Source organism: Microbacterium sp. Leaf159, from assembly GCF_001423615.1.
Taxonomy (GTDB): domain Bacteria; phylum Actinomycetota; class Actinomycetes; order Actinomycetales; family Microbacteriaceae; genus Microbacterium.
The window spans coordinates 118595-142417 of record NZ_LMOU01000001.1; the positions used below are offsets into that span (position 1 = coordinate 118595).

General features: G+C 67.5%; 26 protein-coding genes and 2 tRNA genes. 25 read left to right on the forward strand and 3 right to left on the reverse strand.

Going from position 1 to position 23823, the window contains the following annotated elements:
- Positions 1–18 precede the first annotated feature (18 nt).
- Complete coding sequence (locus ASF80_RS00560; RefSeq protein ID WP_082488131.1) at positions 19–351, forward strand: TfoX/Sxy family protein; 333 nt, start codon at positions 19–21, stop codon at positions 349–351.
- Between the two features lie 11 nt (positions 352–362).
- On the opposite strand, the gene ASF80_RS19205 is transcribed toward ASF80_RS00560, so the two are convergent.
- Positions 363–605 carry a hypothetical protein gene (locus ASF80_RS19205; protein WP_082488132.1) on the reverse strand — a complete coding sequence of 81 codons (243 nt, stop codon included), beginning with the start codon at positions 603–605 and terminating at the stop codon, positions 363–365.
- A gap of 44 nt (positions 606–649) precedes the next feature.
- Here ASF80_RS19205 and ASF80_RS00565 point away from each other — a divergent pair, with 44 nt between their 5' ends.
- The 17 genes from ASF80_RS00565 to ASF80_RS00645 all read left to right on the forward strand — a co-directional run bounded on the left by ASF80_RS00565 (position 650) and on the right by ASF80_RS00645 (position 16575).
- A complete protein-coding gene (locus ASF80_RS00565) occupies positions 650–1093 on the forward strand; it encodes a MarR family winged helix-turn-helix transcriptional regulator (protein WP_056307063.1) in 444 nt (147 codons plus the stop codon).
- A gap of 20 nt (positions 1094–1113) precedes the next feature.
- Positions 1114–1845 carry a DUF4129 domain-containing protein gene (locus ASF80_RS00570; protein ID WP_082488133.1) on the forward strand — a complete coding sequence of 244 codons (732 nt, stop codon included), beginning with the start codon at positions 1114–1116 and terminating at the stop codon, positions 1843–1845.
- Positions 1842–2378, forward strand: a complete 537-nt coding sequence (locus tag ASF80_RS00575; protein WP_157520956.1) for a hypothetical protein — start codon at positions 1842–1844, stop codon at positions 2376–2378. The genes ASF80_RS00570 and ASF80_RS00575 overlap by 4 nt, the downstream gene beginning before the upstream one ends.
- 1 nt (position 2379) lies before the next feature.
- A complete protein-coding gene (locus ASF80_RS00580; RefSeq protein ID WP_056307070.1) occupies positions 2380–3345 on the forward strand; it encodes an AAA family ATPase in 966 nt (321 codons plus the stop codon).
- Positions 3342–4601: a DUF58 domain-containing protein gene (locus ASF80_RS00585; RefSeq protein ID WP_235559842.1), complete on the forward strand. Its 1260-nt coding sequence runs from the start codon at positions 3342–3344 to the stop codon at positions 4599–4601. The genes ASF80_RS00580 and ASF80_RS00585 overlap by 4 nt, the downstream gene beginning before the upstream one ends.
- Positions 4598–4804, forward strand: a complete 207-nt coding sequence (locus tag ASF80_RS00590; protein WP_056307074.1) for a hypothetical protein — start codon at positions 4598–4600, stop codon at positions 4802–4804. The genes ASF80_RS00585 and ASF80_RS00590 overlap by 4 nt, the downstream gene beginning before the upstream one ends.
- A 5-nt stretch (positions 4805–4809) precedes the next feature.
- Positions 4810–5133: a hypothetical protein gene (locus ASF80_RS00595; protein ID WP_056307076.1), complete on the forward strand. Its 324-nt coding sequence runs from the start codon at positions 4810–4812 to the stop codon at positions 5131–5133.
- Positions 5134–5191: 58 nt separating this feature from the next.
- Positions 5192–8080, forward strand: coding sequence for an excinuclease ABC subunit UvrA (uvrA, locus tag ASF80_RS00600; RefSeq protein ID WP_056307078.1), 2889 nt, complete (start codon positions 5192–5194; stop codon positions 8078–8080).
- Positions 8080–9996: an excinuclease ABC subunit UvrC gene (gene uvrC / locus ASF80_RS00605; protein WP_056307080.1), complete on the forward strand. Its 1917-nt coding sequence runs from the start codon at positions 8080–8082 to the stop codon at positions 9994–9996. Before uvrA ends, uvrC begins: the two co-directional genes overlap by 1 nt.
- Before the next feature lie 30 nt (positions 9997–10026).
- Positions 10027–10899: an RNase adapter RapZ gene (rapZ, locus tag ASF80_RS00610; RefSeq protein ID WP_056307082.1), complete on the forward strand. Its 873-nt coding sequence runs from the start codon at positions 10027–10029 to the stop codon at positions 10897–10899.
- Between the two features lie 68 nt (positions 10900–10967).
- Complete coding sequence (gene whiA / locus ASF80_RS00615; protein WP_056307084.1) at positions 10968–11945, forward strand: DNA-binding protein WhiA; 978 nt, start codon at positions 10968–10970, stop codon at positions 11943–11945.
- Positions 11946–12132: 187 nt separating this feature from the next.
- On the forward strand, positions 12133–12759 hold the full coding sequence (locus ASF80_RS00620; protein ID WP_056307086.1) for a superoxide dismutase: 627 nt from the start codon (positions 12133–12135) through the stop codon (positions 12757–12759).
- A 115-nt stretch (positions 12760–12874) separates the two neighbouring features.
- A complete protein-coding gene (gap, locus tag ASF80_RS00625) occupies positions 12875–13885 on the forward strand; it encodes a type I glyceraldehyde-3-phosphate dehydrogenase (RefSeq protein ID WP_053096657.1) in 1011 nt (336 codons plus the stop codon).
- Between the two features lie 10 nt (positions 13886–13895).
- Complete coding sequence (locus ASF80_RS00630) at positions 13896–15110, forward strand: phosphoglycerate kinase (RefSeq protein ID WP_056307088.1); 1215 nt, start codon at positions 13896–13898, stop codon at positions 15108–15110.
- On the forward strand, positions 15101–15892 hold the full coding sequence (gene tpiA / locus ASF80_RS00635; protein ID WP_056307090.1) for a triose-phosphate isomerase: 792 nt from the start codon (positions 15101–15103) through the stop codon (positions 15890–15892). The genes ASF80_RS00630 and tpiA overlap by 10 nt, the downstream gene beginning before the upstream one ends.
- 81 nt (positions 15893–15973) lie before the next feature.
- A complete protein-coding gene (gene secG / locus ASF80_RS00640) occupies positions 15974–16222 on the forward strand; it encodes a preprotein translocase subunit SecG (RefSeq protein ID WP_053096652.1) in 249 nt (82 codons plus the stop codon).
- A complete protein-coding gene (locus ASF80_RS00645; protein ID WP_056307093.1) occupies positions 16222–16575 on the forward strand; it encodes an RNA polymerase-binding protein RbpA in 354 nt (117 codons plus the stop codon). Before secG ends, ASF80_RS00645 begins: the two co-directional genes overlap by 1 nt.
- A gap of 72 nt (positions 16576–16647) precedes the next feature.
- On the opposite strand, the gene ASF80_RS00650 is transcribed toward ASF80_RS00645, so the two are convergent.
- Both ASF80_RS00650 and ASF80_RS00655 read right to left on the reverse strand, forming a co-directional pair.
- Positions 16648–17853 (reverse strand): hypothetical protein, encoded by a 1206-nt coding sequence (locus ASF80_RS00650; protein WP_056307095.1) that lies wholly within the window; start codon positions 17851–17853, stop codon positions 16648–16650.
- 108 nt (positions 17854–17961) lie between these two features.
- A tRNA-Gly gene (locus tag ASF80_RS00655) sits at positions 17962–18032 on the reverse strand.
- 109 nt (positions 18033–18141) lie between these two features.
- Between ASF80_RS00655 and ASF80_RS00660 the strand changes: the two genes are divergently transcribed.
- The 7 genes from ASF80_RS00660 to deoC all read left to right on the forward strand — a co-directional run bounded on the left by ASF80_RS00660 (position 18142) and on the right by deoC (position 23823).
- Positions 18142–18215, forward strand: a tRNA-Pro gene (locus ASF80_RS00660).
- A 62-nt stretch (positions 18216–18277) separates the two neighbouring features.
- On the forward strand, positions 18278–19813 hold the full coding sequence (tig, locus tag ASF80_RS00665) for a trigger factor (RefSeq protein WP_056307097.1): 1536 nt from the start codon (positions 18278–18280) through the stop codon (positions 19811–19813).
- 81 nt (positions 19814–19894) lie between these two features.
- Complete coding sequence (locus ASF80_RS00670; RefSeq protein WP_056307099.1) at positions 19895–20392, forward strand: tetratricopeptide repeat protein; 498 nt, start codon at positions 19895–19897, stop codon at positions 20390–20392.
- An 81-nt stretch (positions 20393–20473) separates the two neighbouring features.
- On the forward strand, positions 20474–21070 hold the full coding sequence (locus ASF80_RS00675; protein WP_042540775.1) for an ATP-dependent Clp protease proteolytic subunit: 597 nt from the start codon (positions 20474–20476) through the stop codon (positions 21068–21070).
- A 20-nt stretch (positions 21071–21090) separates the two neighbouring features.
- Positions 21091–21732: an ATP-dependent Clp protease proteolytic subunit gene (locus ASF80_RS00680; protein WP_056307101.1), complete on the forward strand. Its 642-nt coding sequence runs from the start codon at positions 21091–21093 to the stop codon at positions 21730–21732.
- A gap of 157 nt (positions 21733–21889) precedes the next feature.
- Positions 21890–22825: a sugar-binding transcriptional regulator gene (locus ASF80_RS00685; protein ID WP_056307103.1), complete on the forward strand. Its 936-nt coding sequence runs from the start codon at positions 21890–21892 to the stop codon at positions 22823–22825.
- A complete protein-coding gene (gene deoC, locus ASF80_RS00690; protein ID WP_056307105.1) occupies positions 22822–23823 on the forward strand; it encodes a deoxyribose-phosphate aldolase in 1002 nt (333 codons plus the stop codon). The genes ASF80_RS00685 and deoC overlap by 4 nt, the downstream gene beginning before the upstream one ends.

Below are 23823 nucleotides of genomic sequence, written 5' to 3' on the forward strand. Positions count from 1 at the left end.
TCCCAGGAGGCGACGACGATGGATGCGTCAGGTGAAGAGCTCGCCGACCGCGTGCGCGCGCTGCTGACCCTCGACGGAGAGGTCGAGGAGAAGCGGATGTTCGGCACTCGCGTCTTCCTACTCGACGGGCACATCCTGGTCGGAGCCCGCAGCGGTGGTGTGCTCCTCGTTCGAGTGGACGAAGAGCACGGCGCGGCGCTGATCACCAGACCGGGCGTCGAGACGGCGGTCATGGGACCCCGGACGATGGGAACCGGTTGGCTCGATGTGTCGCCAGGAGCGCTGGTCGGCGATGACGACCTGGCGTTCTGGCTCGACGTCGCGCGCGAGGATGCAGCCCGCGACGACTGACGGCTCGATTTTCAGGGGCAGTGGACGAGCGTCTTCGGGCCTGAGCGATCGATCTCGTGCTCGCTCATCGGGGCCCCGCAGAGCGGGCACGCCCGTTCCGCTCTCTCGGCAGCGCTCGGGGGAGGCGTCTTCTCGTAGGGTCCGACCGACGCCGGGCCGGCGAACCGAATCAGATTCGAGTTGATCCAGGAATAGAGGCCACCTGCCTCGCGGATGCGCGAGCGAAGAGGAGGGCGATCACTGGAGCGTGCCATGTTGGTTAGTGTACTAACTATTAGTGCCGTTGTATAGTCGAGCCGTGACCGCTACGGATGATCTGCTCCGGCTGGACAACCAGCTCTGCTTCGCCCTGGTGACCGCCGCGCGCAACGTCGTCGCGATCTACCGGCCGATCCTGGAGCCGCTCGGGCTCACGCATCCGCAGTACCTCGTGATGCTCGCGTTGTGGGAGCGCGCTCCACGCCAGCTCAACGATCTCGCCGCTGATCTCGCTCTCGAGCCGGCCACCGCGTCGCCGCTGGTCAAGCGCCTCGAGGCCGACGGGCTGGTCGCCCGGCAGCGCAGCTCGGAGGACGAGCGCCGCCTCGACATCACCCTCACGGATGCCGGACGTGCGCTCCGCGAGCGCGCGCTCGACGTTCCTCGTCAGGTCATGGCGGCGGTGGGTATGGATCTCGAGCAGATCGCGACCCTGCGCGACGGGTTGTCGGCTTTCGCGGGTCGCCGCCCGACCCCGGAGTGACCGCGTCATAGGGTGTGGGCATGCCGAGTGACCGCCCGACAACCGATGCGCGTCGGGGTGTTCGTCGGCTCGGACTCGTGAGCGTCGTCGCCGCACTCTTCCTCATCGTGATGATCGCCGCCGCGATCCAGGGAGCGCCGACATTCCGTCCGTCGGAGCCCGTGCCGCCGGCGTCGGAGCCGCCGGCTCCCACGACTGCGCCCGGCGCGACGGGGCTTCCGGAAGAGGTCGAGATCGACCCCACGAGCGCCGCGGTGGTGCAGGTGTTCGCAGTGATCCTCATGCTCCTCGTGGTCGCAGGCGTCATCGCGCTCCTCGTGATCATCGTCCGAGCGCTGCTCCGCGCCTGGCGAAACAGGCCCACGGAGCGGCGCGACGGGGCCGAGGTCGCTGCAGATGTCGCTGAGGTGGCCGCGGTTCCCGAACCTGAGGTGGTGGTCGAAGCCATCAGGCGCGGCATCGCCGGTGCGCTGCAGGCCATCGACGAACGCGCGCTGCCCACAGACGCCGTCATCGCCGCGTGGGTCGGTCTCGAAGAGAGTGCGGCGGATGCGGGGGTCACACGCGCTGCGAGCGAGACGCCGGGGGAGTTCGCGCTCAGGGTCATCACGCGGCGCTCCGGGATCGAGGACGACGCCTCGGAGCTGCTGACCCTGTTCGAGCGGGTGCGCTTCGGCGCCCACGAAGCCACCGAGTCGGAGCGGCACGCCGCGCGCGCTGCGCTCCGACGGATCGAAGAGGTATGGCGATGAGGTGGGGGCGCACCGTCACTGCCGCGGCTGCCGGAGTGATCGCCGCACTGGGGCTCACCGGTTTCGGGTTCACCTGGCCTTTCGTGATCGGGTGGAGTCTTGTCGTGGTCGCGCTCGCGCTTCTCGCGCAACTCGCGGTGCCGCTCGAACCCGGCGTCGACGCCCCGCATATACCCGTGGAGCCCGATCGACGGCCGACGGAGATATCCCGCATGGCGTGGGCGCTGAACACGCACACGGGGCTCGCCGGTGCGCAGATCACGCGCCGCGTGCGGGAAGCACTCCGGCAGCGCCTCCAGCGCCGCGGAGCAGACCCGGCGGACCCCGCGAAAAGGTCTCTGGTCTCCGCGCTGATCGGCCCCGATCTCTGGGCTCGCCTGGAAGGACCGGGGACCACCATCGTCGACATCGAGCGAGCACTCGACGTGATCGACACTCTCAGCCTTGGGCCGTCCGCAGGGATCACGACGGCACCGGACGCACCGCCCATATCCACCGGCCGCGCGTCGCTGTTCCCGAGACACAGGAGATGACATGACAACATCCACCGAGATCGCCGAGGCCGGAGCTCGAATCCTCGCCGCCGTGCGCACCGTCGTCGTCGGGATGGACGACCCGCTCGAGATCGCGCTCGCCTCGATCCTGGCCGGGGGGCACGTGCTCTTCGAAGACGTGCCAGGGCTCGGCAAGACCCTCGCGGCACGCAGCCTCGCCTCGGCGCTGGGGCTCTCGTTCCGCCGGCTCCAGTGCACCCCGGACATGCTCCCGGGTGATGTCACCGGGTCTTACGTGTATGCGCCCGACTCCTCGGACTTCGTCTTCCGACCGGGACCGATCTTCACCGGTCTCCTCCTGGCCGACGAGATCAACCGCACGACCCCGAAGACGCAGTCCGCGATGCTCGAGGCGATGGCCGAGCGGCAGGTCACCGTCGAGGGCAACAGCTTCCCCCTGCCCGCGCCCTTCCATGTGATCGCCACGTCGAACCCCATCGAGTACGAGGGCACCTACGCGCTTCCTGAGGCGCAGCTCGACAGGTTCCTGGTCAGGCTCTCGGTCGGATATCCGGATGTGTCGGGTGAGGCGCAGATCCTGCAGAACCGCATGACCCGACGGCAGGAAGCCACGCACGTCGCCGCCGTCATCGATGCGGAGCGTCTCGTCGAGCTCCAGGCTGTGGTCGAGGCCATCCATGTCGACGACGACATCGCACGCTACTGCGTCGAGATCGCCCGCGCGACACGGACGGCGCCGAACGTCGAGGTCGGGGCCTCCCCGCGCGGCTCGCTCGGCCTGCTGCTGCTCGGTCGCGCCCTGGCTGCGCTGGACGGTCGCGATTTCGTGCGACCGGATGACATCAAGCGGATCGCCGTGCCCGTGCTCGCCCATCGCCTCACGCTGACGCCGCAGGCCTGGGCGCAGGGCGCATCGGCCGCCGACGTCGTGCGAGCCGTCGTGGGTCAGGTGCCCGTTCCTCCGACAGTGAAGGAGCGCGTGTGACGAGACCATCGATGCATGGTCGCTGGAGTCCGGCACTGGCCGTCGCCATCGCCGGCGCGATCGTTCTCGCGGTCATCGGACTGCTGTTCTCGCGTCCGGATGTCGTCGCCATGGGGCTCCCCGTCGCGCTGTGGAGCGCTCTCGCTCTGGGACGTGGAACCTCAGGCGTCGCGGTCGATCCGAGTGTCGCTTCGCTCCCGAGCGCCGACGGCGAACTGCTCACTGAGATCTCGGTCGAGAGCGACGCAGAGATGGTCGAGCTGTTCGTCGTGCAATCCGAGCGCAGGAGCCGACGCGCGATGGTTCCCGGTTCCGGGGCCACGGTCCTCGCACGGAGCCGTGTGCTCCATTCGGGCCCCTCCCTCCCGGTGCAGGTCTCGGCGCGCGGCGTCGCGCTCGACGGGGCTGTGCTCTCGGAGCCGTCCGAGATCGTCAGGAGCAGACGACAGGTCGCTCCCACGCCCCGCACCGTCGGGATGCTGCCACTGCCGAGGCGCTTGACCGGTCTGCACGGCTCGCACGAGGGGCGCCGCCCCGGCCAGGGCGGCGACTTCCGGGACATCCATGCGTTCGCGCCCGGAGACGAGCTGCGTCGAGTCGACTGGCGTGCGACGGCGCGGATGGCACGGCGACCGGGCGATCTGCTCGTGCGCCGGACCCACACCCTGAGCGATGCGTCCGTGGTGATCGCGATGGACACCTCGGAGGACCTCGGAGAGGTGGTCGCGTCGTGGGGGAGCGGGGACTTCGAGCGCAGCGGCGTGACGTCGCTCGACAACGCCCGTGAGGCCGCGCGCGGGCTCGCCGGCGCCGCCATCCATGCCGGCGACCGCGTCGCTCTGCACGTCCTCGTGCATGGCGGGCGTTCGCTGCGCAGCGGCGGAGGCTCTCGTCATCTCGCACGCCTCGAAGCGGCGATCGCGGCGACGGGGCAGGCTCGCGACGACGCGGCCTTCCGCAGGACCCCTCATGTCCCGCACGGCTCGGTCGTCCTCGTGCTGTCCACGTTCTTCCAGGGGGCCGCCGCGCAGACCGCGCTGATGTGGCGGGCGAGCGGCCACCGCGTCGTCGCGATCGACGTCCTGCCGCGGCTCGATCACTCGCGCCTCACCCGCCCTCAGCTCATCGGCCTGCGTACGGTGCTGGCGGAGAGGGAGAACGTGTTCGCCGACCTGCACGGTGCGGGCGTCGACGTGGTGACGTGGGCGGACGATCCGTCCTCCGCGCTGCGCGAGATCGCGAGGGCCAGGCGATGAGAGCGCCGAACGACACGTTGCAGACGCCGGCCGCCGTCTCCTGGATCGTGGTGCGGGTCGTGTTGATCGCCGTCGTCGCGGTCGGGGCGGTCGTGCTCAACCCCCTCGTAGGGTGGCAATGGGTGGCCGTGATCCTGGGGGTGACCGCCGCGGTGTTCCCGCAGACCTTCGCCGCGCGTGGGGCGGGGTCGCGTGCATCGTGATCGGGATGCTGCTCTCGGAGCCCGACCTCGGTCGGGCGATGCTCGCAGTGCTCGTCGTGCACGTGATCCACGTCCTGACGTCGCTGACCCTCGTGATCCCTCGCGGCTCACGGGTCGTGCTCGCCGCGCTGCGCCCGACTGCCATCCGCTTCGTCCTGGTGCAGGCGATCGCCCAGCCGCTGACGATCGCCGTCATGCTCGGCGTCGACGGAGCCGAGGGCACAGCGCCGTGGGCTGTCGTCGCCGGCGGCGGCGCGGTCGTCGCGCTCGCGGTGCTGCTGCTCGTGATGGCGAATCGGCGCCAGGCAGGTGGGCGGCGGCGACTGTGAGGGCCTTCCTGTGAGCCCTCACGGAGCCAATGTCCGTGGCCCCTCGTAGACTTGATCAGTGCCTATCGTCCCGGTTGCAACCCCAGGAAAACTCAGTGTTCGCGGTGCCCGCGTCCACAATCTCAAGAACGTCGACATCGACATCCCACGCGACTCTCTCGTCGTGTTCACCGGCCTGTCCGGATCGGGAAAGTCCAGTCTCGCGTTCGACACGATCTTCGCCGAAGGGCAGCGTCGCTACGTCGAATCGCTGAGCGCCTACGCGCGGCAGTTCCTCGGCCAGGTCGATCGACCGGACGTCGACTTCATCGAGGGGCTGAGCCCTGCGGTGTCGATCGACCAGAAGTCGACCAACCGCAACCCGCGGTCGACGGTCGGCACGATCACCGAGATCTACGACTACATGCGCCTGCTCTGGGCCCGCATCGGCATCCCGCACTGCCCCGAGTGTGGAGAGCGCATCCAGCGCCAGACCGTTCAGCAGATCGCCGACCAGCTCATGGAGCTGCCTGAGCGCACCCGCTACCAGATCGTCGCGCCCATCGTCTCGCAGAAGAAGGGCGAGTTCGTCGACCTCTTCCGTGAGCTCGGGGCCAAGGGGTACTCGCGCGCGATCGTCGACGGCGACCTGATCCAGCTCGCCGAGCCGCCCACGCTCAAGAAGAGCTACAAGCATGACATCGCGGTCGTCGTCGACCGTCTCGTGGCAGCTGACGACATCCTCGGTCGCGTCACCGACTCGGTCGAGACCGCACTCGGGCTGGCCGGTGGCGTGGTGCAGGTGAACTTCGTCGACGAAGAGGGCGACGACGCCTGGCAGTCGTTCTCCGAGAAGCTCGCATGCCCGAACGGGCACGCGCTCTCGCTCACCGAGATCGAGCCGCGCACCTTCTCGTTCAACGCGCCGTTCGGCGCCTGCCCGGCCTGCTCGGGACTCGGCACGCGCATGTCTGTCGACATCGACCTGATGCTCGGCGACGAAGAGCTATCGATCCGCGAGGGTGCGATCGTCCCGTGGACCACGCAGGGCAAGGGGCTCTTCCAGTACTACGAGCGACTGCTCGAGGGTCTGGCCGACGACCTCAAGTTCTCGCTCGACACTCCGTGGCAGGACCTCAGGGTCGACGTGCAGGACGCGATCCTCCGCGGCGACAACTACAAGGTCACCGTCAAGTTCAAGAACCGGTACGGGCGCGAGATGCGCTACGCCTCCGGCTTCGAGGGCGTCGTCCCCTACATCGAGCGGCAGTACGCGCAGGCCGAGTCCGACACGCAGCGTTCGCGCTGGGGCGAGTACCTCCGCGAGGTGCCGTGCCCGGTGTGCGACGGCAACAGGCTCAAGCCCGAGGTGCTCGCGGTGCAGGTGCACGGTCACTCGATCGCCGAGGTGTCGCACCTCAGCCTCGCCGATGCCCGTTCTTTCATGGAGACGCTGACGCTCACCGATCGTGAGGCCAAGATCGCGGCACAGGTGCTGCGCGAGATCCGCCTGCGACTCGACTTCCTGCTGCAGGTCGGTCTGTCCTACCTCAACCTCAGCCGCTCGGCCGGTTCGCTCTCCGGCGGCGAGGCTCAGCGCATCCGATTGGCCACCCAGATCGGATCCGGGCTCACCGGCGTGCTCTACGTACTCGACGAGCCCTCGATCGGCCTCCACCAGCGCGACAACCGGCGCCTGATCGACACTCTGCTCAAGCTCCGCGATCTGGGCAACACGCTCATCGTCGTCGAGCACGATGAAGAGACCATCGAGGCGGCCGACTGGGTCGTCGACATCGGCCCCGGCGCCGGCGTGAACGGCGGCGAGGTCGTGCACTCCGGGCCGTATTCGGCTCTGCTCGACGCGCCGGACTCGATGACGGGGGAGTACCTTTCCGGTCGTCGCGAGATCCCCACCCCCGCGAAGCGTCGCAAGCTCGACAAGAAGCGCATGCTGAGCGTCGTCGGCGCCCGCGAGAACAACCTCAAGAACGTGAGTGTCAACTTCCCGCTCGGCGTCCTGACGGCCGTCACGGGCGTGTCCGGATCGGGCAAGTCGTCGCTGGTCAACGACATCCTCTACCAGGTGCTCGCGTCACGGCTCAACGGTGCGCGCACCGTGCCCGGAAAGCACACGAGAGTCTCGGGGCTCGACAACCTCGACAAGGTCGTGCACGTCGACCAGGCGCCGATCGGCCGCACCCCGCGCTCCAACCCCGCGACCTACACCGGTGTGTTCGATCGCATCCGCTCGCTGTTCAGCGAGACGCCCGAGGCGAAGGTCCGCGGCTACCAGCCAGGGCGCTTCAGCTTCAACGTCAAGGGCGGTCGCTGCGAGGCGTGCTCGGGAGACGGCACGATCAAGATCGAGATGAACTTCCTCCCCGACGTGTACGTCGACTGCGAGGTGTGCCATGGCAAGCGCTACAACCGCGACACGCTCTCGGTGCACTACAAGGGCAAGAACATCGCCGAGGTGCTCGAGATGCCGATCGCAGAGGCCGCGGAGTTCTTCGAGCCCATCCAGGCCATCCACCGGTACATGAAGACCCTCGTCGACGTGGGCCTGGGGTACGTGCGTCTCGGTCAGTCGGCGACGACTCTCTCCGGCGGTGAGGCGCAGCGCGTCAAGCTCGCCACCGAGCTCCAGCGCCGCAGCAACGGTCGCAGCATCTACGTGCTCGACGAGCCGACGACCGGTCTGCACTTCGAAGATGTGCGCAAGCTGCTCGAGGTGCTCAACGGTCTTGTCGACAAGGGCAACACGGTGATCGTCATCGAGCACAACCTCGATGTGATCAAGTCCGCGGACTGGGTCATCGATCTCGGACCGGAGGGCGGTTCCGGTGGTGGTGAGATTCTGGCGACCGGCACTCCCGAGCAGATCGCCAGGGTCGAGGACAGCCACACAGGTCAGTTCCTCGCCGAGATCCTGGGTGAGGGGCGCGCCGCGAAGAAGGCCAGCTGATGGCCGACGTGCTGCCGTACAAGCCGAGGGCCGGTGAGATTCCGACCAACCCCGGCGTGTACCGGTTCCGCGACGCCGACGGCCGCGTGCTCTACGTGGGCAAGGCCAAGAACCTGCGTCAGCGCCTGTCGAACTATTTCGCGCCCCTGCGCACGCTGCACGAGCGCACTCGGCGGATGGTGACCACGGCCTCGTCTGTCGAGTGGACGGTCGTGTCGACCGACGTCGATTCGCTGCAGCTGGAGTACATGTGGATCAAGGAGTTCGATCCGCCCTTCAACGTGCGGTACAAAGACGACAAGTCGTATCCGTTCATGGCGGTCACCCTGGGAGATGAGGCCCCTCGGGTGATCGTCACCCGGAATCGCAAGATCCCCGGTGCGCGATACTTCGGCCCCTATCCCAAGGTCTGGGCGGTGCACGAGACGATCGATCTGATGGTCAAGGCCTTTCCCATCCGCACCTGCAGCGACTCGAGCTACAAGCGGGCGATGCAGACGGGGCGACCGTGCTTCCCGGGGCAGATCGGCAAGTGCGGTGGGCCGTGCTCGATGACCGTCACCATCGAAGAACACCGCGCGATGGTCGACGACTTCGTCGCGTTCATGGCCGGCGGTGACGAGCGGTTCACGCGCGAGCTGACCACCAGGATGCTCGCGGCATCCGCGGCGATGGACTACGAGGCCGCGGCCAAGTACCGAGACAAGCTCTCGGCGATCGAGGCCGTGCTCGGAAAGAGCGCGCTGGTGCTGGCGACCGACGAGGACGCGGATCTGTTCGGCATCGCGGAAGACGAGCTCGCGGCCGCCGTGCAGCACTTCGTGATCCGTGGTGGACGCGTGCGCGGTGTCCGCGCGATGACGATCGAGAAGGAGATCGACATCTCCGGCGCCGAGCTCGTCGACCAGGTGCTGCAGCGCGCCTACGGCGATGCGCAGGACGTGCCTCGGCGCATCCTGGTGCCTTCGCTTCCCGATGACGCGGCCGAACTCGAGGTGTGGCTGCGGGAGCGACGGGGCAAGAAGGTCGAGATCGCGGTCGCCCAGCGCGGTCAGCGCGCCGACCTGATGCGCACGGCGACCCTCAATGCCCAGCAGGCGCTGATCCGCTACAAGACCCGACGCACGAGCGACTACGTCGCGCGCACCCAGGCCCTGACCGACCTGCAGGATGCGCTCGGTCTGACCGAAGCGCCCCTGCGCATCGAATGCTTCGACATCTCGCACCTCGGCGGCACCAACGTGGTCGCCTCGATGGTCGTCTTCGAAGACGGTCTTCCGCGCAAGGACCAGTACCGATCGTTCAACATCCCCGAGACGACCGACGACACCGACTCGATGTACCAGGTGCTCCGTCGGCGCCTCGCATATCTCGATCGCCCGGAGGAGGCCGACGAGCCTGCAGCGGTCGTGGCGGTCGCCGGCGAGACCGACGACGGCCTGGAGGAGGTCGTCGTCGAGGTCAAGCGCAAACCGCGGTTCGCCTATCCGCCCCAGTTGCTGCTCGTCGACGGCGGTCAGCCGCAGGTCGAGGCGGCAGCGCGGGCCCTTCGCGACGCCGGGCACACCGAGATCGCTGTGTGCGGCATCGCGAAGCGGCTCGAGGAGATCTGGCTTCCCGGCGAGGACTTCCCGGTCATCCTGCCGCGCACCAGCGAGTCCCTCTACCTGCTCCAGCGGTTGCGCGATGAGGCCCACCGCTTCGCGATCACGCATCAGCGCAAGCGACGCAGGAACGACATCTCGTCGGTGCTCTCCGAGGTCCCAGGTCTCGGCGCATCCCGGATCAAGGTCCTCCTCAAGCACTTCGGATCCGTCACGGCACTCCGGGCTGCGGCGCCAGGAGAGATCGAAGAGGTGCAGGGGATCGGCCCCGTGCTGGCTCAGAACATCCATACGCATCTCTCCACTCGCTAGGCTGGTGCATGCGGGGGAGAAGGAGTAACCATGGCTGACGGGGAAAAGGGCGAGTTCCTCATCGTCACGGGCATGTCGGGCGCTGGACGCACGACGGTAGCGAACGCACTCGAGGATCTCGGCTGGTATGTCGTCGACAACCTGCCACCGCAGATCCTGCGCCCGCTGCTCGACCTCACCGACATGGGCGGCACCGCGCTGCCCAAGGTCGCCGCGGTGGTCGATGTCCGAGGACGCAATCTCTTCGACGACTTTCCCGGAGTCGCTCGGGCACTGCGATCACGCGGGTCCGTCCGGGTGCTGTTTCTCGACGCCTCCGACGACGTGCTCGTCCGGCGGTTCGAGTCGGTGCGCCGACCGCAACCGCTCCAGGGAGACGGCACGCTGCTCGACGGCATCCGCATCGAGCGTCATAAACTCGCTCCGATCAGGGAATCCGCCGATCTGGTCATCGACACATCTGCCCTCAACATCCATCAGCTCGCCACTCAGGTCTCGGATCTGTTCTCAGAAGAGGGCGCTGCTCGCCATCGCGTGACGCTGATGAGCTTCGGTTTCAAGTACGGACTGCCGACGGACGTCGATCTGGTCGCCGACATGCGATTCCTCCCCAACCCGTTCTGGAACGAGGAGCTGCGCGGACTCACCGGCAAGGACGAGCCCGTCAGAGATTATGTGCTGTCCCGCGAGGGCGCCACCGAGTTCCTCGACGCCTATACGGCGGCTCTCACACCGGTGCTCGAGGGGTATCAGCGCGAGAACAAGAGCCACTCGACGATCGCGATCGGCTGCACCGGCGGCAAGCACCGCTCGGTCGCCATGGTGGAGGAGCTGGCTCGTCGGCTCGCCGCCTTCCCCGGCGTGGCCGTGAACGTGCGTCATCGGGACCTCGGCAGGGAATAGCAGGAGCCTCCGTCAGAGTAGGCTGGAGGTTTGCGTCGCGATCCGGCGCGTGAGCGTAGAGGAGTGTCGTGGCACTAACCACCGACGTCAAGGCTGAGCTGGTCAGCATCCGTAATGCACCCCCGACGGTGCGTGTGGCGGAGGTCACCTCGATCCTCCGGTTCGCCGGCGGACTGCACTCCATCGCCGGGCGGGTCGCCGTCGAAGCAGAGGTGGATGCCGAGATCCTCGCGCAGCGCGTCGCTCGCGACCTCGCCGAGATCTACGGTGTTCGGCCCGAGATCGCGCAGGTGCAGTCCAGCACGGCGAACGACGGCGCCCGCTGGGCCGTCAGGGTCATCGCGTCGGGCGAGACGCTCGCTCGCCAGACCGGGCTGCTCGACCAGCGTCGTCGCCCCGTCCGCGGCCTGCCCAACCGCCTGACCACCGGGTCTCGCGCCGAGATCGCAGGCCTCTGGCGAGGTGCGTTCCTCGCCGCAGGAACCCTCAGCGAGCCGGGCCGATCGGCCATGCTCGAGGTCGCGTGCCCCTCGTCCGAAGCGGCCATGGCTCTCGTGGGTGCCGCGCACCGTCTCGGTGTGGCTGCGAAGGCACGCGAGGTGCGCGGCATGCCGCGCGTCGTGGTCCGTGAGGGTGAGGCGATCCGCACGATCCTCAGCGAGATGGGCGCGCAGAAGACCGCCGTCACGTGGGAGGAGATGCGCCAGCGCCGCGAGGTCCGCGCGGGTGTCAACCGTCTCGTGAACTTCGACGATGCGAACCTGCGTCGTTCCGCGCAGGCTGCCGTCGCCGCCTGCGCCCGGGTCGAGCGAGCGCTCGAGATCCTCGCCGACGAGGTGCCCGACCACCTCAAGATCGCCGGGGAGCTCCGTCTCGCGCACCGCGACGCGAGCCTTGACGAGCTGGGTCACCACGCCGACCCGCCCATGACCAAGGATGCCGTCGCCGGACGCATCCGTCGTCTTCTGGCCATGGCTGACAAGCGTGCGCAGCAGGAGGGCATCCCGGGCACCGAGGCCGCGGTGCCCGCAGGCCTCGACGTCTGAGCGCTTCCGTCGACATGAGCGAGGCGATCCCTGTCAAGGGGTCGCCTCGCTTCGTCATATGGGGGAAGGATCAGGGTCGGCGACACGTTGTCGTCACTAGGATGAGTTAAGTCCGCTCTACGCCGCACCTCGGCGGCGCAGAGGATCGGCAAGCGCCGCGGCGCGGCGCGGATTGGATGAAAGCGACATGGCGATTTACACGCTCCCCGACCTTCCCTACGACTTCGCAGCCCTCGAGCCGCACATCAGCGGCAAGATCATGGAGCTGCACCATGACAAGCACCACGCGACCTACGTCGCCGGCGCGAACACCGCCCTCGAGCAGCTCGCCGAGGCCCGTGACAGCGGCAACCTCGCCAACGTGAACAAGCTCGAGAAGGACCTCGCGTTCAACCTCGGCGGTCACGTCAACCACTCGATCTTCTGGACGAACCTGTCGCCGACCGGCGGCGGACAGCCCGAAGGCGAGCTCAAGGCCGCGATCGACGAGTTTTTCGGCTCGTTCGAGAAGTTCCAGGCGCACTTCACCGCCAACGCCCTCGGCATCCAGGGCTCCGGCTGGTCGGTGCTCAGCTGGGATTCGATCGGGCAGCGCCTGATCATCCAGCAGCTGTTCGACCAGCAGTCGAACACCGCAGCGGGCACCGTGCCGCTGTTCCAGCTCGACATGTGGGAGCACGCCTTCTACCTCGACTACCTCAACGTGAAGGCCGACTACGTCAAGGCCGCGTGGAACATCGCCAACTGGGAGAACGTCGCTCAGCGCTTCGAGGCAGCCCGCGAGAAGACGAACGGCCTGCTGGTACTGTCGTAATCGGGTCGCGTCCCGACGGGCCTAGTCTCGTCGGGACGCCATCTCAGCCAAAAACCCCCGCGCACCGCGCACGCACGATTGCTGCGCACAGCGCACGAGAAACAGGGAGACCTGAGTGTCTGTCAAGATCGGTATCAACGGCTTCGGCCGTATCGGACGCAACTACTTCCGCGCGGCTCTCGCGCAGGGAGCGGACATCGAGATCGTCGCTGTCAACGACCTCACCGACAACAAGACCCTTGCCCACCTTCTGAAGTACGACTCGGTGGGCGGCGTCCTCGATGCTGACATCAGCTACGACGACGAGAGCATCACGGTCAACGGCAAGGCCATCAAGGCGTTCGCCGAGCGCGACCCCGCCGGTCTCCCGTGGGGCGAGCTGGGCGTCGACATCGTCATCGAGTCGACCGGCTTCTTCACCAAGGCCGAGCTCGCCAAGAAGCACATCGAGGCAGGCGCCAAGAAGGTCCTCATCTCGGCACCGGGCACCGGCGTCGACGGCACGTTCGTCATGGGCGTGAACGAGGACACGTACAACCCGGAGACCGATCACATCATCTCCAACGCCTCGTGCACGACCAACTGCCTCGCACCGCTGGCACAGGTCTTCAACGACGCGTTCGGCATCGACCGCGGCTTCATGATGACGGCTCACGCCTACACCGCAGACCAGAACCTGCAGGACGGCCCGCACAGCGACCTGCGTCGTGCTCGCGCCGCCGCCATCAACATCACCCCGGCATCCACCGGTGCTGCCAAGGCGATCGGCGAGGTCCTCCCCGAGCTCCAGGGCAAGCTGAGCGGCTCGTCGTACCGCGTGCCGGTTCCCACCGGCTCGATCGTCGACCTCACGCTGATCACCGACCGTGAGAACCTCACGGTCGAAGAGGTCAACGAGGCCTACAAGAAGGCTGCTGCCGACGGTCGCCTGGCCGGCTTCCTGCAGTACAACGAAGACCAGATCGTCTCGAGCGACATCGTGCACAACCCGCACTCGTCGATCTTCGACGCCACGCTGACCAACGTCAGCGGCAACCTGGTCAAGGTCTCCAGCTGGTACGACAACGAGTGGGGCTACTCCAACCGTCTCGTCGACCTGACCGAGTACGTGGCAGAGCGTCTCTGAGACATCTCCCATGACTCTGCGCACCCTGGATTCACTGGGTTCGCTCGAGGGCAAGCGCGTCATCGTCCGTTGTGATCTCAACGTCCCCCTGCGGGATGGGATCATCACGGACGATGGCCGTGTCCGCGCCTCGTTGCCGACCCTCAATGCACTGATCAACGCGGGCGCCCGCGTCGTCGTGTGCTCGCACCTCGGACGACCCGACGGTGCGCCCGACCCGCAGTACAGCCTCGCGCCGGTCGCCCAGCGACTGTCCGAGCTGCTCGGCAAGCCGGTCGCGTTCGCTCGCGACACCGTCGGCGAGTCGGCGCAGGAGGCAGTCGCCTCGCTCGAGGACGGCGGCATCGTCGTCATCGAGAACCTGCGGTTTAACCCGGGGGAGACCTCGAAGGACGACGCCGAGCGCGGCGCCTTCGCGGCTCAGCTCGCAGAACTCGGAGACGTCCTCGTCTCCGACGGATTCGGTGTCGTGCACCGCAAGCAGGCAAGCGTCTACGACCTCGCCCAGCTGCTGCCGTCGGCCGCCGGTCTGCTCATCGCGGCAGAGCTCGACGTGCTCGATCGCCTCACCGAGAACCCCGAGCGCCCGTACGCGGTCGTGCTCGGTGGGTCGAAGGTGAGCGACAAGCTCGGCGTCATCTCGCATCTGCTCCCGCGCGTCGACCGCATCCTCGTCGGCGGCGGGATGCTGTTCACCTTCCTCAAGGCACAGGGCCACGCCGTGGCATCCAGCCTCCTCGAAGAGGATCAGCTCGAGACCGTCCGCGGCTACATCGCCGAGGCCGAGAAGCGCGGCGTGGAGCTCGTGCTCCCGACCGACGTGGTGGTCGCATCCTCGTTCTCGGCCGACGCCGAGCACGAGGTCACGGCAGCCGATGCCATCGAGAGCACCGCTTTCGGTGCATCGGGCATCGGCCTGGACATCGGTCCGGACACGGCCGCTCGGTTCGCCGAGGTCATCCGCGGGTCCAAGACCGTGTTCTGGAACGGCCCGATGGGCGTGTTCGAGTTCCCGGCCTTCGCGGGCGGCACCAAGGCCGTCGCGCAGGCGCTCACCGAGGTCGACGGTCTCAGTGTCGTCGGCGGTGGCGACTCGGCTGCGGCCGTGCGTCAGCTCGGCTTCACCGACGACCAGTTCGGTCACATCTCGACCGGCGGCGGCGCCAGCCTCGAGTTCCTCGAGGGAAAGAAACTACCCGGCCTGGAGGTGCTCGGATGGGCCTGAACGCCCGTACCCCGCTGATCGCGGGAAACTGGAAGATGAATCTCGACCACCTGCAGGCGGTCGCATTCGTGCAGAAGCTGCATTGGACGCTCAAGGACGCCAAGCACGAGGACGGCTCGGTCGAGGTCGCGGTGTTCCCGCCCTTCACCGACATCCGCAGCGTGCAGACGCTGATCGACGCGGACAAGATCCCGTTCGCGCTCGGCGCGCAGGACATCTCGGCACACGATTCCGGTGCATACACCGGTGAGGTGTCGGGAGCGTTCCTCGCGAAGCTCGACGCGAAGTACGTCATCATCGGCCATTCGGAGCGCCGCGAGTACCACGCGGAATCCGACGAGGTCGTCGCAGCGAAGACGAAGGCCGCGCTCAAGCACGGCCTCTCGCCGGTGATCTGCGTGGGCGAGACCGCGGAGGATCTCGAGAAGTTCGGCGCGAGCGCGGTTCCGGCCGGACAGCTCGAGGCTGCTCTGCAGGGGCTCTCCAAGGATGCCGACATCGTCGTGGCGTACGAGCCGGTCTGGGCCATCGGCTCCGGCCAGGCAGCGACGCCGCAGCAGGCGCAGGATGTCTGCGCTGCGCTGCGCACGGTGATCGCCAAGGTCCTCGGTGACGACGCTGCGGCGCGCACCCGGATCCTGTACGGCGGATCGGTCAAGTCGGCGAACATCGCGAGCTACATGCGTGAGCCCGATGTCGACGGCGCACTCGTCGGAGGCGCGAGCCTCGTGGTCGACGAATTCGCCGCGATCATCCGGTTCGAGAAGCACGTCGGCGTGTGAGTGTGGCGGGGCTCCGGCCCCGCCGCACCGTATACTTGACCGTTACCGGGGCAATCCTGCCCCAGCGAAAGGCTCTTCCTCGTGGAAATTCTCGAGTTCGTCCTGCAGGTGGTGCTGGGCATAACCAGCGTCCTGCTGACTCTCCTCATCCTCCTCCACAAGGGTCGCGGTGGCGGCCTGTCCGACATGTTCGGTGGCGGAATGACGTCGGCTGTGGGCTCGTCGGGTCTCGCTGAGCGCAATCTCAATCGTTTCACCGTGATCCTCGCTCTGGCGTGGTTCGTGTCGATCGTCGCGCTCGGTCTCATCACGAAGTTCGAGGTGATCTGATGGCTACCGGCGGCAATGCGATCCGAGGGACCCGTGTCGGTTCCGGCCCCATGGGCGAGCAGGACCACGGCTACCACGCCGACCGCATCGCGGTGTCCTACTGGGACGGTCTCGGCAACGAGACGGTCCGCTACTTCGCGGCGGGTCTTCCTGAAGAGGAGATCCCCGAGACCATCGACCACCCGCAGTCCGGGCTGCCTGCCGGGCGTGACAAGGCCAACCCGCCTGCGCTCGCGAAGGCGGAGCCGTACAAGACGCACCTCGCGTACGTGAAGGAGCGTCGTACCGACGAGGAAGCCGTCCAGCTTCTCGAAGACGCGCTCACCCAGCTGCGTGAGCGTCGGGGCCAGTGACCTCGATCTGATCTCAGAGAAGAAGCCGTCGCGATCTGATCGCGACGGCTTCTTCCGTATCCGGCGGCGGTCTCAGCGGCATCCGGCCGCGGCGTCGATATAGGACTGCGGCGGGTAGCCGTACGCCCAGACGCCGTTCGCGTCGTCCGTGAACCCCATGCTGATGGCCCACGCGGTGGCCCACTTCTCGATGCTGTCCTGCGTCGACGAGTCGTACATGTCCTCGCACTTCACGCTGATGGCGTGGCCGACCTCGTGCGCGACGAGTGCCTTGCTGCGATCGGCCGGCCACTGCTCGGCCACCGAGTTCGAGAGCTCGATCACCGCTCGATCGGGTTCATCCCACCACCAGGTCGTCAGGCCGCCCATGCTCCCGTTCTCGCCGGCATTGTTCACGATCTGGTTCCAGTCGAACTCGAGCAGCACACCTGGTGCCAGCGACCGCGCATACGCCTCGATCTCGAGCCGCACGCCCTGCAGAGGACCGGCCTTCTCGCTCAGTTCCGCGCTCTCGGAGGCGACGACCTGTGCGGCGGCGTCCTGGAGAGCCACGAACGTGCTGACGGCGGAGTCGTCGAGAGCGGAGGCTCCGGCGGCAGTGGAGGCGGCGTCACGCAGTGCGATGACGTCGTCGTTCTTGGCGGAGACGTGAGCGACCTCGAACGAAGCGGCCGCGGTCGCAGCGGAGCCGAGGAACGCGAGACCGGCATCCGTCACCAGCGTCTCCGCCTCAGCGAGCGCGGGGGATTCCTCGGCGAGCTCGGAGTCGAGATCCTCGAGATCCTGGATGTCGAGCCGGAGTCCCTCTGATGCACCGAACAGCTCCCAGAAGAAGACGGGTTTCGAGCCTTCATCCGGCAGCGCGGTGTCGAGCACCTGATCGGCGGACGCCGAGGTGTCGGCGGCCTCGGTGATCGACGCCGCCAGCGCCTCCTTCGCGGTGGGGTCTGCGAGCACGCCAGAATCGCTGTCGAGCAGGAGGGTCGCGGTGTCGGAGGTCGAGACGAGCCGGTCGGACGAGAGCGTGACCTCTGCGATCGTGTCCTGAGCGGTTTCCCTCGCGCCGTCGAACTCCGCGCGCGTGTCGTCGTACCCGAGATTCGCGGTGATCTGCAGCGATCCCACGACCGCGACGGCGACGAGTGCGCCGATGATGCCGATGAGGAGTCCCGTCCTCCTCTTGCGCGGCCGCGGTGCCTGGGGGAACGCGCTCGCGATGTGCGCGGGGAGGACATGGCCTCCGGGTGAGGGCTCGGAGAAGTCGTGGGGAGCAGACATTCGGTGGGGACCTCCGGTCGGGACCTGCGTATCTCGACTCTGCCAGAAGAACGCCCGCTGAACGGGAAAACGTCGAAGGCCCCCGCGTCTGCGGGGGCCTTCGGAGTGAGGGGCTGACGAGAATCGAACTCGCATCATCTGTTTGGAAGACAGAGGCTTTACCACTAAGCTACAGCCCCGTTGTCGGCCTGATCCGGGAGGACTGTGCCGACTCATCGATCATAGCGGACTGACGGAGGTGCTCGTGTCCGTTAGACTCGGTGGGGCTGAATCTGCATGCGGATTCCCCGGGGCGTAGCTCAGTTTGGTAGAGCGCCCGCTTTGGGAGCGGGAGGTCGCAGGTTCAACTCCTGTCGCCCCGACATGGCTTCAACGGCCTGACAGCCGCGATTCAGCGCGGAAATCACAAGGAGAGCACACCAGAATGGCGAACAGCACCGTCGAGAAGCTGACCCCGACCCGGGTCAAGCTCAGCATCACGGTCACCCCCGACGACCTCAAGCCCAGCATCGCGCACGCCTACGAGCACATCGCTCAGGACGTTCAGATCCCCGGCTTCCGCAAGGGCAAGGTCCCCGCTCCGATCATCGACCAGCGCATCGGTCGCGGCGCGGTCATCGAGCACGCGGTCAACGAGGGCCTCGACAAGTTCTTCCGCGACGCGACCGTCGAGCACAAGCTCCGCGTCGTCGGCCGCCCCGCCGCCGACATCACGCAGTGGCCGAACGAGAAGGACTTCTCGGGCGACCTGCTCGTCGACATCGAGGTGGACGTCCGCCCCGAGATCGAGATCCCCGCGTACGACGGCATCACCCTCACGGTCGACGCCGTCGAGGCCGACGAGGCTGCTCTCGACGCAGAGCTCGAGAACCTGCGCGCCCGCTTCGGCACGCTCGTTCCCGTCGACCGCCCCGCAGCGAAGGGTGACTTCGTCGAGCTCGACCTCGTCGCCACCATCGACGGCGCCGAGATCGACCGCGCCGAGGGCGTCTCCTACGAGGTCGGCTCCGGCGAGCTGCTCGAGGGCATCGACGATGCGATCGAGTCGCTCACCGCAGGCGAGGACACCACGTTCCGCTCCGCACTCGTGGGCGGCGACCACGCCGGCTCCGAGGCTGAGGTCTCCGTCACCGTCAAGGCCGTCAAGGAGCGCGAGCTCCCCGAGGCCGACGACGACTTCGCCCAGATCGCCAGCGAGTTCGACACGATCGCCGAGCTCCGCGCGAGCCTCGCCGAGCGCGTCTCGCAGCAGGGCGTCTTCACGCAGGGCTCCGCCGCACGCGACAAGCTCGTCGAGGCGCTGCTCGAGCAGATCGACATCCCCGTTCCGCCGAAGCTCATCGAAGACGAGGTGCACAACCACCTCGAGGGCGAGAACCGCCTCGAGGACGACGTGCACCGCGCCGAGGTCACCGAGGCCAGCGAGAAGCAGTTCCGCACGCAGGTGCTGCTCGACACGATCGCCGAGCAGGCCGACGTGCAGGTCTCGCAGGAGGAGCTCTCGCAGTACCTCATCCAGTCCGCATCGCAGTACGGCATGGCTCCCCAGGAGTTCGTCGAGGCGCTGCAGTCGTCGAACCAGCTTCCCGCGCTCGTCGGTGAGGTCGCCCGCAACAAGGCCCTCGCGATCGCGCTCGGCAAGGTCAAGGTCGTCGACACGAACGGCAAGTCCGTCGATCTGTCGGACTTCGTCGTGACCGACGATGAGGCCGAGACCGAAGCTGCTGCCGACGAGAAGCCCGCCAAGAAGGCTCCGGCCAAGAAGGCTCCGGCCAAGAAGGCTCCCGCGAAGAAGGCCGACGAGGCCGAGGCCGCTGCGAAGCCGGCTGCGAAGAAGCCCGCTGCGAAGAAGGCTCCTGCCAAGAAGGCCGACGACGCCGAGGCCGCTGCGAAGCCGGCCGCGAAGAAGCCCGCTGCCAAGAAGGCTCCGGCCAAGAAGGCAGCCGACAAGGCTGAGTGATCGAACACGATCTCTGGGAAAGGGGCGGATGCTGCGGCATCCGCCCCTTTCTCGTAAACCGACGAGATGAGGAGCGAAGGCATGACGAAGACCTGGGATGAGCGCATCGACGAGGTGTGGGCAGAGGCGACGGGCGAAGAGGTCGGCGACGACACCATCGCCCGGATCGACGCACTCGCTGCCGAGCGCGGTACCGACGATGCGCGTGCGGAATTCGAGCGAGCCGGCGCCAGGGACTCCGCCGGTCGCCCGGCGGAAGCGGTCCAGCTGTACCGCCGCGCACTCGCTCTGGGCCTCGACGACGAGCATCGCCCGCAGTGCGTGATCCAGATGGCCAGCTCGCTGCGCAACCTCGGCGAGTTCGAGGAGGCGCTCTCGGTGATCCGCGCCGAGGAGGAGCTGTCGTCGGACGGTCCGTATCGCGATGCCGTCGCCACCGTCCACGCACTGATCCTGGCGAGCTCGGGACGACCGGCGCACGGTCTGTCCGTCGCGCTGCTGGCTCTCGTCCCTCACCTGCCGCGGTACCACCGCTCGATGACCGCCTACGCGCACGAGATCGCGGAACTCGACGCCTGATATGCCGACGGCGAACACGGCCTGAGCGCCGCGTCGTCGCCGGTAGATTCGAATCACTGAAACACGGAATCAGGAGCTGACATGGCTGCAGAACCCCTCCTCGCTACGAGCGTCTTCGACCGACTGTTGAAAGACCGCATCATCTGGCTGGGATCGGAGGTGCGCGACGACAATGCGAACGAGATCTGCGCGAAGATCCTCCTTCTCGCCGCAGAGGACTCCGAGAAGGACATCTACCTCTACATCAACTCGCCCGGCGGATCGATCACCGCGGGCATGGCGATCTACGACACGATGCAGTTCGTCCCGAACGACATCGTCACCGTCGGAATCGGCATGGCCGCATCGATGGGTCAGCTGCTGCTGACCGCAGGCACCAAGGGCAAGCGCTACATCACCCCCAACGCGCGAGTGCTGCTGCACCAGCCGCACGGTGGCTTCGGCGGCACGTCGAGCGACATCCAGACGCAGGCGCAGCTGATCACGTCGATGAAGAACCGCCTCGCCGAGATCACTGCGGCGCAGACCGGCAAGTCGGTCGAGCAGATCAACGAAGACGGTGACCGCGACCGTTGGTTCACCGCCGACGAGGCGCTCGAGTACGGCTTCGTCGACCACATCCGCGACTCGGCCACCGACGTCGTCGGTGGCGGCGGAACCGACCAGGACATCAAGTAACGGAAAGCGAAAGGACTCTCATGTACGCACCCACCTTCCGCTCTGCCGGCGACCTGCCCTCCAGCCGCTACGTGCTTCCTCAGTTCGAGGAGCGCACGGCTTACGGCTTCAAGCGCCAGGACCCCTACAACAAGCTGTTCGAAGATCGCGTGATCTTCCTCGGCGTGCAGGTCGACGACGCGTCGGCCGACGACGTGATGGCGCAGCTCCTCGTGCTCGAGAGCCAGGACTCCGAGCGTGACATCACGATGTACATCAACTCACCCGGTGGTTCGTTCACCGCGATGACGGCGATCTACGACACGATGCAGTACGTCGCGCCGCAGATCCAGACCGTGGTGCTCGGTCAGGCGGCATCCGCCGCCTCCGTGCTGCTCGCGGGCGGCCACCCCGGAAAGCGTCTCGCCCTGCCCAACGCCCGTGTGCTCATGCACCAGCCGGCGATGGGTGAGGCCGGACACGGTCAGGCGTCCGACATCGAGATCCAGGCGGCGGAGATCCTCCGCATGCGCACCTGGCTCGAGGAGACCATGGCTCGCCACACCGGCAAGCCGGTCGAGCAGGTCAACCGCGACATCGACCGCGACAAGATCCTGTCCGCCGCCGAGGCGCTGGACTACGGCATCGTCGATCAGGTGCTCACCTCGCGCAAGCGCGTGTGACGCACTGCTGTCCTGAAAGGACGTCGGCCCCTCGGGGTCGGCGTCCTTTCTCGTGTGCGCGGCGAATGCGCGACCCTTCACCGGGAGAGTGCGCATATGAGCACACGGGTGCGCGAACGGTGATTCCGCCGTAAGCTGGACGCGGAAGGAGGATGCCGTGGAAGAAGAACTCACCATGGTCCGCGTCGCCGAGCTGTACTACGACGAAGACAAGACCCAGGACGAGATCGGGGCGCTCCTGAAGCTCTCCCGCTGGAAGGTGGGCCGTCTGCTCACTCAGGCGCGCGAGCGCGGCATCGTCCGGATCGAGATCGTGCATCCGCGAGCTCGGCGCCTCGGACTCGAGCGCCAGCTCGTCGAGCGCCACGGCCTGAGGGCGGCAGTCGTCGTGCCCTCTCCCGACGGCGACGACGGAACGCTCGAACGCGTCGCACAGGCCGCCGCCGACTTCCTCACCGCCATGCGTCCGGTTCCGCGGACGCTCGGCGTCAGCTGGGGGCGCACGCTCCGCGCCGTCGCCGAAGCGCTGCCCGACGGGTGGGCCACAGGCGTCACGGTCGTGCAGCTCAACGGGGGAGTGAGCCTCAACCGTCGCTCGGGCGGAGCCGCAGGTCTCGCCGTCACGATCGCCCAGCGCGCCTCGGGCCATGTGTCCCTTCTGCCGAGCCCGGCGATCCTCGAGCGCGTCGAGACCAAGCAGGCCATCGAGGCCGATCGCACGGTCGCCGCCGTCCTCGAGGAGGCCGCCGAGGCGCAGGCGTTCCTGTTCACGGCCGGTCCCTGCGACGCCACCTCCGCTCACGTCGAGAACGGCTACCTCTCGGCGTCCGACGTCGAGGAGCTCGCCCGCCGCGGCGCCGTGGGCGACGTGCTCGGGCGCTACATCGACGCGGACGGCAACATCGTCGACCCCCAGCTCGACGCCCGGACGGTCGGAGTCGACCTCGGTCGGCTGCGCGCCGCGAAGCGCTCGATCTTCGTCACCGCGGGTGACGCCAAGCATGACATCGCGCGTACAGTCGTGACCAGCGGCCTGTGCAGCGTCCTGGTGACAGATGAGACCACAGCACGAGCATTGTTGGAGGAACAATGACGACCCAAGAACTCAGCCGCAGAGCGGCGGTGGACGTCCTCGGCGGTGAGCCGGACGACGCCACGCTCCGCCGCTTCCTGCACGGACTCCCCGGCGTCGACGCCGTCGGCCTCGAGCAGCGCGCTGCCGGTCTCGGCACGCGATCGATCAAGACGACGTCGAAGGCCTGGGCCCTCGACACCATCATCAAGCTGATCGACCTCACGACCCTCGAAGGCTCGGATACGCCGGGCAAGGTGCGGTCGCTGGTCGCGAAGGCCAAGAACCCGGATGCCGCAGACCCGTCGACCCCCAAGGTCGCCGCCGTCTGCGTGTACGGCGACATGGTCGGCGACGCGGTCGAGGCACTCGGTGCGCTGCACGGTGACCCGGACGACGGTCTGATCTCGGTCGCCGCGGTCGCCACGGCCTTCCCGAGCGGACGCTCGTCGTTGGCGATCAAGCTGGCCGACACGGCGGAGGCCGTCGCGGCCGGTGCCGACGAGATCGACATGGTCATCGACCGCGGGGCGTTCCTCTCCGGTCGCTACGGACTCGTGTACGACCAGATCGCCCAGGTGAAGGAGGCGTGCCGTCGTGCGGACGGCTCGTACGCCTCGCTCAAGGTCATCCTCGAGACCGGTGAGTTGAACACCTACGACAACATCAAGCGCGCATCGTGGCTCGGCATCCTCGCCGGCGGCGACTTCATCAAGACGTCCACCGGCAAGGTGCAGCCCGCGGCCACCCTGCCGACGACGCTGCTGATGCTCGAGACGGTGCGCGACTGGCACCGCGGCACGGGGGAGCGCATCGGCGTGAAGCCCGCCGGCGGCATCCGCGCCTCCAAGGACGCGGTCAAGTACCTCGTCACCGTGGCCGAGACCGTGGGTGAGGAGTGGCTCCAGCCGCATCTGTTCCGCTTCGGAGCCTCGAGCCTACTGAATGACGTGCTGCTGCAGCGTCAGAAGCTCACCACCGGCCACTACTCCGGCCCCGACTACGTCACGATCGACTAG